Below are 12771 nucleotides of genomic sequence, written 5' to 3' on the forward strand. Positions count from 1 at the left end.
TGCCGGCAACGGCGGGGGCATGCCCCGGATGCTTCTGGTCGCGGAAGCATCTTCAAACCGCCTCGCCGCACGGCAAGGCAACAACCTGAGTAGTCGAAAATGTCGAAGACCCATGAAATCAAGGTCACCAAGCGTGAACTGCAGCGTAAGGGTGCGAGCCGCCGCCTGCGTCACGCTGGTGTGATCCCGGCCATCGTGTACGGCGGCAACGCCGAGCCGGTCGCCATCAGCCTGGACCACAACGAAATCTGGCTGGCCCAGCAGAACGAGTGGTTCTATGCCTCCATCCTGGACCTGAACCTGGACGGCCAGGTGCAGAAGGTGCTGCTGCGTGACATGCAGCGCCACCCGTACAAGCAGCTGATCATGCACCTGGACTTCCAGCGCGTGAACGAGAACGAAGCCCTGACCGCTTCGGTCCCGCTGCACTTCGTCAACGAAGACACCTCGCCGGCTGGCAAGGCTGCCGACGTCGTGGTCACCCACGAACTGAAGGAAGTGACCATCACCTGCCTGCCGAAGGACCTGCCGGAGTCGATCGAAGTCGACCTGGGCGAGCTGAAGGCCGGTGACGTGGTGTACCTGTCCAACATCAAGCTGCCGAAGGGCGTGGAAATCCCGGCGCTGGCGCTGGGCAAGGACCACGACGACGCCATCGTCACCGCCAAGGCCGGCAAGGCCGACGCGGCCGACGAAGAAGCGGCTGCCGAGTAATACCCAAGCGGTGCCTGCCTTCGGGCAGGCACCGTGCTGGAAGGAACCATGGCAGGATTGCGACTGATCGTCGGTCTGGGCAACCCCGGATCGGAACACGCCCGGACCCGGCACAATGCCGGGTTTCATTTCGTTGAGGCCCTGGCTGAAAAAGCCGGTGCGCGCTGGAACGTGGACAGCAAGCTGTTCGGCGAGACCGCCAAGGTCGAAATCGCCGGGCAGACGGTCTGGCTGCTGAAGCCGGCCACCTTCATGAACCTCAGCGGCAAGTCGGTGACCGCCGCACAGCGGTTCTGGAAGATCGAACCGGAAGAAACCCTGCTGGCCCACGACGAGCTGGACCTGCCGCCGGGTGCGGTACGGCTGAAGTTCGACGGCGGCCACGGCGGCCAGAACGGCCTGCGCGACACCATGCGCCTGCTCGGCCACGGCAAGTTCCACCGCCTGCGCGTGGGCATTGGCCACCCCGGCCACAAGGACCGCGTGGTGGGCTGGGTGCTCGGTCGCCCGAGCAAGGACGACGACGTCCTGATTGCCCGTGCCATCGACGATGCCATCGACGTGCTGCCGCTGGCTGTACAAGGCGATTTCAACGAAGCGATGAAGCGCCTGCACACCCCGAAATAGCGCTTTTGGTAGGTGCCAACCTTGGTTGGCACACAATGATCGACACCGAGATGGATTGGCCAAGCAGCGCGCGCGCTGCTTCCCCAATCACTTTCACCCCAGAGAGCTGTCACCCATGGGTATCAAATGCGGCATCGTCGGCCTGCCCAACGTCGGCAAGTCGACCCTGTTCAACGCGCTGACCAAGGCGGGCATCGCCGCGGCGAACTTCCCGTTCTGCACCATCGAACCGAACGTCGGCATCGTGCCGGTGCCGGACCCGCGTCTGGGCGAACTGGCCGGCATCATCAATCCGCAGAAGGTCATCCCGACCGCGGTGGAATTCGTCGACATCGCCGGCCTGGTCGCCGGTGCCGCCAGCGGTGAAGGCCTGGGCAACAAGTTCCTGGCCCACATCCGCGAAGTCGATGCGATCACCCACGTGGTGCGCTGCTTCGAGAATGCCGACGTCATCCACGTCAACAACAAGGTCGACCCGATCTCGGACATCGAAACCATCGATACCGAGCTGGCGCTGGCCGACCTGGACAGCGTGGAAAAGGCCCTGAACCGCGCCGAGCGCGCCGCCAAGGGTGGCGACAAGGAAGCGGCCGCGCGCAAGCCGGTGCTGGCCAAGCTGCAGGCCGCCCTGTCCGACGGCAAGTCCGGCCGTTCGGTCGGCCTTGACGAGGAAGAGAAGGCGCTGGTCCGTGACCTGTTCCTGCTGACCCTCAAGCCGGTGATGTACATCGCCAACGTGCTGGAAGACGGTTTCGAGAACAACCCGCACCTGGACGCCGTGCGCGCCCACGCCGCCGCCGAAGGCGCGCAGGTGGTGCCGGTGTCGGCCGCGATCGAAGAAGAGCTGTCCCAGCTCGACGACGAAGACCGCGACACCTTCCTGGCCGACCTGGGCCTGAGCGAGCCGGGCCTGAACCGCGTGATCAACGCGGCCTACAGCCTGCTGGGCCTGCAGACCTACTTCACCGCTGGCGTGAAGGAAGTCCGCGCATGGACCGTGCGCAAGGGCGCCACCGCCCCGCAGGCCGCCGCCGTCATCCACACCGACTTCGAGAAGGGCTTCATCCGCGCCGAAACCATCGCGTATGACGACTTCATCAAATACAAGGGCGAAGCCGGCGCCAAGGAAGCCGGTCGCCTGCGCCTGGAAGGCAAGGAATACCGCGTGCAGGAAGGCGACGTGCTGCACTTCCGCTTCAACGTCTGATCCTGCCGCAACGGATCGACCCCGAACGCCCCGCCCTGTGCGGGGCGTTCGCGTTTCTGGCGGCGGGCCGAGCGTTGGACAAAAAATGACCATGCGCTGAAACGCTTGCGCCGCAGTACTCGCGCACACTTGTCCACACCAAACCCCCACCACTTTCCACGCGCGGTGTGGAAAACCATGGGGTGCCCGCCAGGTAGGTGCCGACCTTGGTTGGCACAGCGCGAGGTGGATAAATTTTCACCACGCCCCGGAACGCCTGCGCCGCAACGCTCGCACCCACTTGTCCACACCAAGTTCCCATCGCTTTCCACGTGCCGTGTGGAAAACAAACATGGGCATGGACAAAAAATAACCACCCCTGCAAACGCTTGTACGGCAATGCTCGCACCCACTTGTCCACACCAAGTTCCCATCGCTTTCCACGCGTGGTGTGGAAAACCCTGGCGGCGCGCTCTGGTAGTCGCCCACCTTGGTGGGCGCGCGGCACGTCCATGCCCACCAAGGTGGGCATCTACCAAAGCCCGGTTCCCCTCGCATCCTGTGCTCCGGTGGTCGCCCACCTGGGTGGGCGCGCGGCAGGTCCATGCCCCACCAAGGTGGGCATCTACCAAAGCCCGGTTCCCCTCGCACTGTGCTCTGGTAGTCGCCCACCTTGGTGGGCGCGCGGCAGGTCCATGCCCACCAAGGTGGGCATCTACCAAAGCCCGGTTCCCCTCGCATCCTGTGCTCCGGTAGTCGCCCACCTTGGTGGGCGCGCGGCAGGTCCATGCCCACCAAGGTGGGCATCTACCAAAGCCCGGTTCCCAAACGAACAGGGCCCACCAATGGCGGGCCCTGTCCTCCACAGCCTGCGCTGCAGTGCGCCTTACAGCGCGCTGCCACCAAACTTGTGGGTGTACTGCAGGTTGATCGTGCGCCCCACCGTGTCGAACCAGGAAACGTCGTAGTAGGGGTACGCCGTGTACGAGGCGTCCTTCGGCGGCATCTTGTTGAACACGTTCACCACCGAAAGCGACAGCCGCGCGTGGTCGTCGAAGCGGTACTGCACCGACGCGTTGTAGCGGTAGGTCGCCTTGATGTACGGGCTGTCACCGCTGTCCCAGTCGAACACCTGGTCGTAGCTGTCCGAGGTCGGCAGCTTGCCCAGCCGCGAGCCGTACACCGTGGCCGACCAGGCGGCCTTCTCCCAGGTCACGCTCAGGCTGGTCTTGGTGCGCGGAATGTCGAAGCCACTGTTCACCGCGAACTGGTCTTCCACCGGGTCGCCCGGGAACTGCTGGAAGTCGTGCTTCTTCACCCAGGTGTGGTTGCCGTTGAAGGAGAACTCGCCAATGCCGGTCTGCACGCGCCAGCGCAGGCCCACGTCCACGCCCTGGGTGCGCTCGCGGGCAATGTTCACCGGGTTCACGTGCACGCCGTACAGGCGGCCGTCGTCGGTGCGGGTCACCCGGGCCAGGGCGTCCACGCAGGTGGCCGAGGTGGCGTCCAGCTCGCCCAGGCGGCAGGCCGCCTCGTCGCGCAGGATCGCGTCCACGTTCATGTCCTGCACCTGGTTGCGCATGTCGATGTCGAACCAGTCCGCGCTGATGTCGAAGCCGCCGCCGGGCGACCAGACGAAGCCGGCGCTCCACGAAGTGCTGGTTTCCGGATCGAGGCGACGGTTGCCTTCGCGGCTGCGCACCAGGTTCTCTTCGTAGTCGCTGCAGTCATCGGCGCCGTCGCTCAGGCAGCCGTAGTAGTCGTTGCCGGCGGTCTCGTCATTGCCGGGGCCGGCGTACACGTAGTGCAGGTCCGGCGCGCGGAACGCGGTGCCGTAGGAACCGCGAACCAGCAGGGTGTCGATCGGGCGCCACTCCAGGCCACCACTCCAGGTGGCCTTGCCGATCGTATTGCCCGAATAGCGGTACTGGTCGTAACGGCCGGCCACGCTCAGGTTCACGCTGTCAAGCAGCGGCATGCGCAGCTCGGCGGCGCTGGCCCAGCGGTTGCGCGAGCCTTCGCCGTTGGAATCCTTCCAGCTGTAGTAGTAGTACTGCGTGGCCAGCGGATCGGGATTCAGCGCGTAGGCCTGCTGGCCCACTTCCACGGTGGCGGCAAAGCCGGCATCGCCGCCGGGCAGGCCGAACAGCGCGCCATTGGTCAGGGTAAAGGCGGCCGTCTCCGTGCGCGACTTCGGCGTATAGGTGGTACGCGCGGCGATCGAATCGTATTCGGCGCGGGTCAGCGGACGGTACAGGCGGTCCGGATCGGCGTTGTAGATCGGGAAGCCGTCGTCATCCTCGCCCAGCTGCGGGCCCAGGAACAGATCGTTGGCCTTGGCCGCCACGATCTGCGGCCAGCTGATCCGCGACTGGTACTGCGAATGGCTCAGTGCGGCTTCGTAATCCCAGTTGCCGGTCAGGTTGCCCTTGAAGCCGGTGGTCACGCTGAAGGTCTTCTGCGTGCTGCGCACCATGGCGTTGCGCAGGCCACCCATTTCCTCCGGCGAGAACTGGCGCTGCCAGAACTCGATTTCACCGGTGGCGGCATTGTTGAAGTAGCCCGACTCGTCACCATCGGGCGCCATGCGGCCCCACGAGGTGACATCGCGCATCAGCGCCAGGCTGTGGTAGCCCAGCTGCACGTCGGCGAACCACTGCTGGCCGTTGTCGAAGTCGTAGCTGAGCGAGGCGTAGCCATTGGCGCCGCGGCGCTTGCTGAGGATGGTGCCGTAGCCGATCGACGCATCGCTGCCGCAGTAGTAACCGTAGCGCGGGCGGAAGGCATGGTAGGTGCTGCCGTTGTTCTGCCCGGCCAGGGCATCGCAGGTGGCCGCACCCGGGTCCAGGTAGTCATCGTTGTAGTCGGTGCGCAGGTAAGCGCGGCGGGCGATGCGCGAGCCCTCGGTGGGGCCGTCCTGGGTCGAATCCTGCTGTTCGCGCTCGTACGCCCACAGCGGGGTCTGCGACTGCAGCTCCACGCTGTACACCGCGTTGAAGTTGCCGCGGCTGAAGCCACTGGCCAGGCTCATGTCGAACGAATCGCCGCCACCTTCGGTGGTGGTGCCCATGCGCACGTCCACGGTGGTGCCATCGGCCTGCTTCTTCAGGATGAAGTTGACCACGCCGGCGATCGCGTCCGAGCCGTAGATGGCCGAGGCGCTGCCGGTCAGCACTTCAATGCGCTCGATCATGCCCAGCGGAATGTTGGACACATCGGTGAAGTTGCTGCGGCCCTGGAACGGCATCGGGAAGTCGGCAATGCGGCGGCCGTTTACCAGCACCAGGGTGTGGTTCGGGCCCAGCCCGCGCAGATCGACCTGTTGTGCGCCGGGCGAGAAGTCGGCACCGCTGGACGACTGCTGGCTCTGCGTCTCGCCGCCGTTCTGGGTCATCGCGCGCAGCACGTCCGGCACGCTGGTGAAGCCGGCCGACTGGATCTGCTCGGCGCTGATCACGGTGATCGGTGCCGGGCCTTCCACCTGCGCACGCGGAATGCGCGAGCCGGTGACCTGCACCGCGTCCAATTGTTGAACCGAAGCGGTCGCCGGGTCCTGGGCCGCGGCCGAAGCAGCCACCCCCATCAACGCCAGCTGGATCGACCACGCCATCGCCTGTCTACGCATGAAGAATTCCCGGAAGTGATGCCGGCCCGCAGAGGAGGGGCCCTGTCCCCCATTCAGTTTTCCCGGATGGGCGCGCGCATTTAACGCCTTTTTTATGTCCTTGACTACTGTCTTTCTATCTGGCAAAGAGTGAAAACGGTTGCAAGTCGATTCTGTTCAGGGAGATCAGCATGCGACAGGCCTTTTCCGGTCTCTGGCTTCGCCTGGCCCTGTGCGCGGGGATGGTGCTGGCGTGGGCGCTCCCGGCCGCTGCACAGACCCTGCAAGAACCTGGCTTTGCCTATTACGAGACCGGCAACCTCGACGCGCCCCGACCGGGCCCGCGCGCGCCGGCGATGATGCTGATGGGCGGCGGCGAATGGGTGCCTGAAGCGTTCCAGTGGTGGCTGCGGCAAGCGGGCAATGGCCGTGTGCTGATCCTGCGCGCCTCCGGCGGCGACGACCTGCAACAACGCCTGCACCACGACATTGGCGGCACCACCGCGGTCCAGACCCTGGTCTTCGACAGTCGCCGCGGTGCCGACGATCCCGCCGTGCTGCGGGTGGTAGCGGCGGCCGACGCGATCTTCATCGCCGGTGGCGACCAGGCCCGCTATATCCGCTTCTGGAAGGGCACGGCGCTCAATCGGGCCCTCAATGCCCACGTCCGCGCCGGCAAGCCGATCGCCGGAACCAGTGCCGGGCTGGCGATCCTGGGCGGCTATGCCTATGGCGCGCTGGATGGCGGCAGCATCGATTCGGCCAGTGCGTTGGCCGACCCGCGTGGCGCGGCAGTCACCCTCGACCATGGCTTCCTGCAGATGCCTTACCTGCAGCGCGTGGTCACCGACACCCACTTCGACAAGCGCGACCGCCTGGGCCGCCTGATCGTGTTCGTTGCCCGGGCCGCGCAGGACAGTGGCGATCCGGACATGGTCGGCATTGGCGTGGACGAAGATACCGCCCTGTGCGTGGAGCCCGATGGCCACGCGCGTGTCTACAGCGCGGACGGGCAGGGCAAGGTGTGGGTGGTGCGCCCCGGGCGTGGCGCCGACCACCTGGTCGACGGCGAGCCGCTGCGCTTCCATGCCGTGCCGGTCACGGTGGTCGCCTCGGGTGGCCGCCTGCGGCTTGATGATTTCCAGGCCGACGTGGACGATCAGATGCTGGCTGACATCGATGACGGCCTGATCGAGCTCACCCGCCGCTAGCGTCGGGCGTGGCCCGGCGCTACCGAACCTCATTCCCCTGGAGACGTACCCAATGAAACTGCGCCTGGCGCTGTCTGCCCTGTTGTCCCTGCCCCTGCTCGCGCAGGCGGCTGCGCCCTCACCGCTGCTGGTCATCCATGGCGGCGCCGGCGTGGAGCGCAAGGACCTGTCGCCTGCCGAGGAAAAGGCGGCGCGCGATGCCTTGAAGGCGGCACTGTTGAAGGGCCACGCCGAGCTGGCCGCGGGCCGCCCGGCGCTGGCCGCAGTGACGGCCGCGATCACCGTGCTGGAGGACGATCCGACCTTCAACGCCGGCAAGGGCGCGGTGTTCACCCATGACGGGCGCAACGAACTGGATGCGGCGGTGATGGACGGCGCCAGCCAGGCCGCCGGTGCGGTGGCGGGCGTGCAGCGGGTGCGCAACCCGATCCTGCTGGCGCAGGCGGTCATGCAGAAGTCCCGCCACGTGATGATGGTGGGGCAGGGGGCCGAGGCGTTTGCCGCCGAGCAGGGCATCACCCTGGTCGACCCCTCCTACTTCCGTACCGACAAGCGCTGGCAGCAGCTGCAGCGGGCACTGAAGGAAGAGGCCAGTGGCCAGGCCCATGCCGATCTGGAAACGGCCAGGCATTTCGGCACGGTCGGTGCGGTGGCGCTGGATGCGCAGGGCCACATGGCGGCGGGCACGTCCACCGGCGGCATGACCAACAAGCGCTACGGCCGGGTCGGTGATTCGCCGATCATCGGCGCCGGCACCTGGGCCGATGCACAGTGCGCCGTGTCGGGTACCGGCTGGGGCGAGTACTACATCCGTACCGCGGCGGCGCACGAGATCTGCGCGCGCATCCGCTACCAGGCGCAGTCGCCGGAACAGGCGGGCAGGGCGGTGATCAACGAGATGATTCCGAAGATGGGCGGCGACGGTGGCGCGATCGTGCTCGCCGCAGACGGAAAAATGGCCACGCCGTTCAACACCCAGGGCATGTATCGGGGCTGGATTGGCGCCGACGGCGTGCCACATGTCGCTATTTTCGCCAGCGAGCCCCTGCCGCTTCCCGGGCAATAACCTTGTGCATCAAGGGGTTTGCAACAACGTGTGAAAAAAGTGGAAAAAAGCGTTGACAGCCCCCCGCCTCATCAGCAGAATAAGCGGCTCACCACCACACACCGCACCGCTTCGGCGGCACGGGATGGGGCGGTAAGGAGGGATACCCAAGCGGCCAACGGGGGCAGACTGTAAATCTGCTGGCTTACGCCTTCGGTGGTTCGAATCCACCTCCCTCCACCAGTTTCACGTTGTGACATTCCCGGCGCGGGAGTAGTTCAATGGTAGAACCTCAGCCTTCCAAGCTGATGGTGCGGGTTCGATTCCCGTCTCCCGCTCCATTGAATGAACTTTGAATATTATCGAGTTCGTGTCATAATGCAAAACTCGGCTCACGTAGCTCAGTCGGTAGAGCACTTCCTTGGTAAGGAAGAGGTCGAAGGTTCGATTCCTTTCGTGAGCACCATCTTAAGCATCACCTCTCAGACGAATTCGAGATAAGCAGCCATGGCCAAGGGTAAGTTCGAGCGCACCAAGCCGCACGTCAATGTCGGCACCATCGGTCACGTCGACCACGGCAAGACCACGCTGACCGCCGCACTGACCAAGATCGGTGCCGAGCGCTTCGGTGGTGAATTCAAGGACTACTCGGCGATCGACGCCGCGCCGGAAGAAAAGGCGCGTGGCATCACGATCTCGACCGCGCACGTCGAATACGAATCCACCACCCGTCACTACGCCCACGTCGATTGCCCGGGCCACGCTGACTACGTCAAGAACATGATCACCGGTGCCGCCCAGATGGACGGCGCGATCCTGGTGTGCTCGGCCGCTGATGGCCCGATGCCGCAGACCCGCGAGCACATCCTGCTGTCGCGTCAGGTCGGCGTGCCGTACATCGTCGTGTTCCTGAACAAGGCTGACATGGTTGACGATGCCGAGCTGCTGGAACTGGTCGAAATGGAAGTCCGCGAACTGCTGAGCAAGTACGAGTTCCCGGGCGACGACACCCCGATCATCTCGGGTTCGGCGCGTCTGGCGCTGGAAGGCGACCAGAGCGACATCGGCGTGCCGGCGATCATCAAGCTGGTCGACGCGCTGGACACCTGGATTCCGGAGCCGGAGCGTGCAGTCGACAAGCCGTTCCTGATGCCGGTGGAAGACGTGTTCTCGATCTCGGGCCGCGGCACCGTGGTGACCGGTCGTATCGAGCGCGGCGTGATCAAGGTCGGCGAAGAAATCGAAATCGTCGGTATCCGTCCGGTGCAGAAGACCACCGTGACCGGCGTCGAAATGTTCCGCAAGCTGCTGGACCAGGGCCAGGCAGGCGACAACGCCGGTCTGCTGCTGCGCGGCACCAAGCGTGACGACGTCGAGCGCGGCCAGGTTCTGGCCAAGCCGGGCACCATCAAGCCGCACACCACCTTCGAAGGCGAAGTGTACGTGCTGTCGAAGGACGAAGGCGGCCGTCACACCCCGTTCTTCAACGGCTACCGCCCGCAGTTCTACTTCCGTACCACCGACATCACCGGTAAGGCCAACCTGCCGGAAGGCGTCGAGATGGTGATGCCGGGCGACAACGTGAAGATGGTTGTCGAGCTGATCAACCCGGTGGCAATGGACGAAGGCCTGCGCTTCGCCATCCGCGAAGGCGGCCGTACCGTCGGCGCCGGCGTGGTCTCGAAGATCATCGCGTAAGCCTGCAGTGCCGGCGGTTGCATAGCACCGCCGGTTACGCGAGTGGCGGGCCGGGAACCTCGGTCCGCCTTCGCCGTCTAAGGGAAGGCAAGTTTCAATCTGTACGCCAGTAGCTCAATTGGCAGAGCAGCGGTCTCCAAAACCGCAGGTTGGGGGTTCGAGTCCCTCCTGGCGTGCCATCTGCCACCCTATCCAGCGGCCCAGCCGTCGCTAAAGCAGATATAGCCCGATGAATAGCAAGATCGAACACTCCAAGGATACTTCCGCCACCGGTGGGGATATCGTCAAGTACGCCCTGGCCTCGCTGCTGGTGCTGGCTGGTCTGTTCGTCTGGTTCTGGTTCTCCGCTGATTCCGGTCGTGCCACCCAGTTGGGGGCGTGGACGGGTCAGCTGCGTGCGTTGGCGGTGGTGGTCGGTCTGGTTGGCGGTGTCGGCGTGTTCATGCTGACCGGCAAGGGGCGCGACACCCGCGAATTCCTCTCCGAGTCGCGCTTCGAACTGCGCAAGGTGGTCTGGCCGACGCGCCAGGAAGCCGTTCGCATGACCTGGGTCGTGATTGTCGTGGTGGTCATCCTCAGCCTGCTGCTGGGTGGCTTCGACTTCCTGATCCAGAAACTGACTCAGTGGTTCCTGAGCCGCTAAGGAGAAATGCATGAAGCGTTGGTACGTCGTTCACGCCTATTCGGGCTTCGAGAAGTCGGTTGCGCAGGCCCTGCGTGATCGCATCGCCCGTGACGGCATGGAAGAGCGCTTCGGCGACGTCCTGGTCCCGACCGAAGAAGTGGTCGAGATGCGTGCCGGTCAGAAGCGTCGTTCCGAGCGCAAGTTCTTCCCGGGTTACGTGCTGGTCCAGATCGAGACCCACGAAGAAGCCGGTATTCCGCGTATCGACAACGAAAGCTGGCACCTGGTGAAGGAAACCCCGCGGGTGATGGGCTTCATCGGCGGTACCGCCGATCGCCCGCTGCCGATCGCTGATTCCGAAGCCGAGGCCATCCTGAATCGTGTTCAGGAAGGTGTGGAAAAGCCGCGCCCGAAGGTGCTGTTCGAGCCGGGCCAGATGGTCCGCGTCACCGATGGCCCGTTCAACGATTTCAATGGCGTCGTCGAAGAAGTCAACTACGAGAAGAGCCGTCTGCGCGTCTCGGTGCTGATCTTCGGTCGTGCCACCCCGGTCGAGCTCGAGTTCGGCCAAGTCGAAAAGGCCGTCTGACCAGCGGTAGAGTCGAGCTTGCTCGACTTTCCGTTCAGTCGAGCAAGCTCGACTCTACAAGAGGAACCGGGCATCGCCCGGTTTCCTTCGTTTACGTGCCGCTTCAGGCACGTGAAGAAAAAACCTGCTATAGTGCGCGGCTCCCGCTGGGATGCCAGCGGAGCCAGGCCGCCGCAAGGTGGCCTTCGGCATGATTTCAAAACGCGATGCCGGGACGCGTGATTCCCGGTCCGATGGGGAGCCTGTTGTCGAAAGGCGCTAGCACCCGGAGAGCACTCAAATGGCAAAGAAAGTTGTCGGTTACATCAAGCTGCAGGTGAAGGCCGGTCAGGCCAACCCCTCGCCGCCGGTCGGTCCTGCGCTGGGTCAGCGCGGCCTGAACATCATGGAATTCTGCAAGGCGTTCAACGCTGCCACGCAGAAGCTCGAGCCGGGTCTGCCGGTTCCGGTGATCATCACGGCCTACTCGGACCGTACGTTCACCTTCATCACCAAGAGCACCCCGGCCACCACCCTGCTGAAGAAGGCCGCTGGCATCTCGTCGGGCTCCAAGCGCCCGAACACCGAGAAGGTCGGCAAGGTCACCCGTAAGCAGCTGGAAGAGATCGCCAAGGCGAAGGAACCGGATCTGACTGCCGCCGACCTGGACGCCGCCGTGCGTACCATCGCTGGCTCTGCCCGTTCCATGGGCCTCGTGGTGGAGGGTTAATAAGATGGCACAGACCAAGCGTGAGAAGGCCATCAAGGCCGCCGTTGTCCCGGGCAAGTCGTACGCCTTCGAGGACGCGATCAACATCCTGAAGAGCGCCACCAAGGCCAAGTTCGTCGAGTCGATCGACGTTGCCGTGCGCCTGGGCGTCGATGCGAAGAAGTCCGACCAGCAGGTCCGTGGCTCCACCGTGCTGCCGGCTGGTACCGGCAAGTCGGTCCGCGTTGCCGTGTTCGCTCCGGCCGGTGCCAAGGCTGACGAAGCTCTGGCCGCTGGCGCCGAAGCCGTCGGTATGGACGACCTGGCCGAGAAGATGCAGGCCGGCGATCTGAACTACGACGTCGTCATCGCCACCCCGGACGCCATGCGCGTCGTCGGTAAGCTGGGCACCGTGCTGGGCCCGCGCGGCCTGATGCCGAACCCGAAGGTCGGCACCGTTTCCCCGAACCCGGGCGAAGCCGTGAAGAACGCCAAGTCGGGCCAGGTCCGTTACCGCACCGACAAGGCCGGTATCATCCACTGCACCATCGGCAAGGCCGACTTCGCCGAAGACGCGCTGAAGTCGAACCTGACCGCGCTGCTGCTGGACCTGATCAAGGCCAAGCCGGCCACCTCGAAGGGCACCTACCTGCAGAAGGTTTCGGTCAGCTCGACGATGGGCCCGGGCGTCACCGTCGACCAGTCGTCGCTGACCCTGAAGTAATTGTTTCAAGCGGTCACGGTACCTTCGGGCACCGTGACCGTGACATTTGAAGGCATCGCC

11 protein-coding genes and 4 tRNA genes are annotated in these 12771 nt (G+C 64.8%); 14 read left to right on the forward strand and 1 reads right to left on the reverse strand.

Going from position 1 to position 12771, the window contains the following annotated elements; all coding sequences use genetic code 11:
- Window positions 1–99: 99 nt before the first annotated feature.
- From C1931_RS03990 to ychF, 3 genes are all read left to right on the forward strand, one after another.
- Entirely contained in the window at window positions 100–714 is a 615-nt protein-coding gene (locus C1931_RS03990; protein ID WP_107229949.1) for a 50S ribosomal protein L25/general stress protein Ctc, read from the forward strand.
- 48 nt (window positions 715–762) lie between these two features.
- Window positions 763–1341, forward strand: coding sequence for an aminoacyl-tRNA hydrolase (gene pth, locus C1931_RS03995; RefSeq protein WP_079220740.1), 579 nt, complete (start codon window positions 763–765; stop codon window positions 1339–1341).
- 115 nt (window positions 1342–1456) lie between these two features.
- Entirely contained in the window at window positions 1457–2548 is a 1092-nt protein-coding gene (gene ychF, locus C1931_RS04000) for a redox-regulated ATPase YchF (RefSeq protein ID WP_108752266.1), read from the forward strand.
- An 865-nt stretch (window positions 2549–3413) separates the two neighbouring features.
- On the opposite strand, the gene C1931_RS04005 is transcribed toward ychF, so the two are convergent.
- Window positions 3414–6152 (reverse strand): TonB-dependent receptor, encoded by a 2739-nt coding sequence (locus tag C1931_RS04005; protein ID WP_108755493.1) that lies wholly within the window; start codon window positions 6150–6152, stop codon window positions 3414–3416.
- Window positions 6153–6322: 170 nt separating this feature from the next.
- On the opposite strand from C1931_RS04005, the gene C1931_RS04010 reads away from it, so the two are divergent.
- From C1931_RS04010 to rplA, 11 genes are all read left to right on the forward strand, one after another.
- Window positions 6323–7342, forward strand: a complete 1020-nt coding sequence (locus C1931_RS04010) for a cyanophycinase (RefSeq protein ID WP_108755494.1) — start codon at window positions 6323–6325, stop codon at window positions 7340–7342.
- A gap of 52 nt (window positions 7343–7394) precedes the next feature.
- Window positions 7395–8408, forward strand: a complete 1014-nt coding sequence (locus C1931_RS04015; RefSeq protein ID WP_108755495.1) for an isoaspartyl peptidase/L-asparaginase — start codon at window positions 7395–7397, stop codon at window positions 8406–8408.
- A gap of 136 nt (window positions 8409–8544) precedes the next feature.
- A tRNA-Tyr gene (locus C1931_RS04020) sits at window positions 8545–8630 on the forward strand.
- A 24-nt stretch (window positions 8631–8654) separates the two neighbouring features.
- Window positions 8655–8728 (forward strand) — tRNA-Gly (locus tag C1931_RS04025).
- A 49-nt stretch (window positions 8729–8777) separates the two neighbouring features.
- A tRNA-Thr gene (locus C1931_RS04030) sits at window positions 8778–8853 on the forward strand.
- A 41-nt stretch (window positions 8854–8894) separates the two neighbouring features.
- Window positions 8895–10085 carry an elongation factor Tu gene (gene tuf / locus C1931_RS04035; RefSeq protein ID WP_108752270.1) on the forward strand — a complete coding sequence of 397 codons (1191 nt, stop codon included), beginning with the start codon at window positions 8895–8897 and terminating at the stop codon, window positions 10083–10085.
- A gap of 103 nt (window positions 10086–10188) precedes the next feature.
- Window positions 10189–10264: transfer RNA gene (locus C1931_RS04040), tRNA-Trp, on the forward strand.
- Window positions 10265–10314: 50 nt separating this feature from the next.
- Window positions 10315–10728 (forward strand): preprotein translocase subunit SecE, encoded by a 414-nt coding sequence (gene secE, locus C1931_RS04045; protein WP_108748648.1) that lies wholly within the window; start codon window positions 10315–10317, stop codon window positions 10726–10728.
- Between the two features lie 10 nt (window positions 10729–10738).
- The gene (gene nusG / locus C1931_RS04050; protein WP_108748649.1) at window positions 10739–11299 is read left to right on the forward strand and encodes a transcription termination/antitermination protein NusG; all 561 of its coding nucleotides are present in this window, start codon (window positions 10739–10741) and stop codon (window positions 11297–11299) included.
- Between the two features lie 280 nt (window positions 11300–11579).
- Window positions 11580–12008, forward strand: a complete 429-nt coding sequence (gene rplK / locus C1931_RS04055; RefSeq protein ID WP_004145248.1) for a 50S ribosomal protein L11 — start codon at window positions 11580–11582, stop codon at window positions 12006–12008.
- Window positions 12009–12012: 4 nt separating this feature from the next.
- Complete coding sequence (gene rplA / locus C1931_RS04060) at window positions 12013–12711, forward strand: 50S ribosomal protein L1 (RefSeq protein ID WP_108748650.1); 699 nt, start codon at window positions 12013–12015, stop codon at window positions 12709–12711.
- The last annotated feature ends 60 nt before the right edge of the window (window positions 12712–12771 follow it).

Origin of the sequence: Stenotrophomonas sp. YAU14A_MKIMI4_1 (genome assembly GCF_003086855.1) — a bacterium.
In the GTDB taxonomy this organism is placed as follows: Bacteria; Pseudomonadota; Gammaproteobacteria; order Xanthomonadales; family Xanthomonadaceae; genus Stenotrophomonas.

Excerpts from the sequence above, each read along its gene's own strand:
- ychF (WP_108752266.1), top strand. The coding sequence starts at position 1,457 with ATGGGTATCAAATGCGGCATCGTCGGCCTGCCCAACGTCGGCAAGTCG.
- tuf (WP_108752270.1), top strand. The coding sequence starts at position 8,895 with ATGGCCAAGGGTAAGTTCGAGCGCACCAAGCCGCACGTCAATGTCGGC.
- rplA (WP_108748650.1), top strand. The coding sequence starts at position 12,013 with ATGGCACAGACCAAGCGTGAGAAGGCCATCAAGGCCGCCGTTGTCCCG.
- pth (WP_079220740.1), top strand. The coding sequence starts at position 763 with ATGGCAGGATTGCGACTGATCGTCGGTCTGGGCAACCCCGGATCGGAA.
- C1931_RS04010 (WP_108755494.1), top strand. The coding sequence starts at position 6,323 with ATGCGACAGGCCTTTTCCGGTCTCTGGCTTCGCCTGGCCCTGTGCGCG.
- nusG (WP_108748649.1), top strand. The coding sequence starts at position 10,739 with ATGAAGCGTTGGTACGTCGTTCACGCCTATTCGGGCTTCGAGAAGTCG.
- C1931_RS03990 (WP_107229949.1), top strand. The coding sequence starts at position 100 with ATGTCGAAGACCCATGAAATCAAGGTCACCAAGCGTGAACTGCAGCGT.
- C1931_RS04015 (WP_108755495.1), top strand. The coding sequence starts at position 7,395 with ATGAAACTGCGCCTGGCGCTGTCTGCCCTGTTGTCCCTGCCCCTGCTC.
- rplK (WP_004145248.1), top strand. The coding sequence starts at position 11,580 with ATGGCAAAGAAAGTTGTCGGTTACATCAAGCTGCAGGTGAAGGCCGGT.
- secE (WP_108748648.1), top strand. The coding sequence starts at position 10,315 with ATGAATAGCAAGATCGAACACTCCAAGGATACTTCCGCCACCGGTGGG.
- C1931_RS04005 (WP_108755493.1), bottom strand. The coding sequence starts at position 6,152 with ATGCGTAGACAGGCGATGGCGTGGTCGATCCAGCTGGCGTTGATGGGG.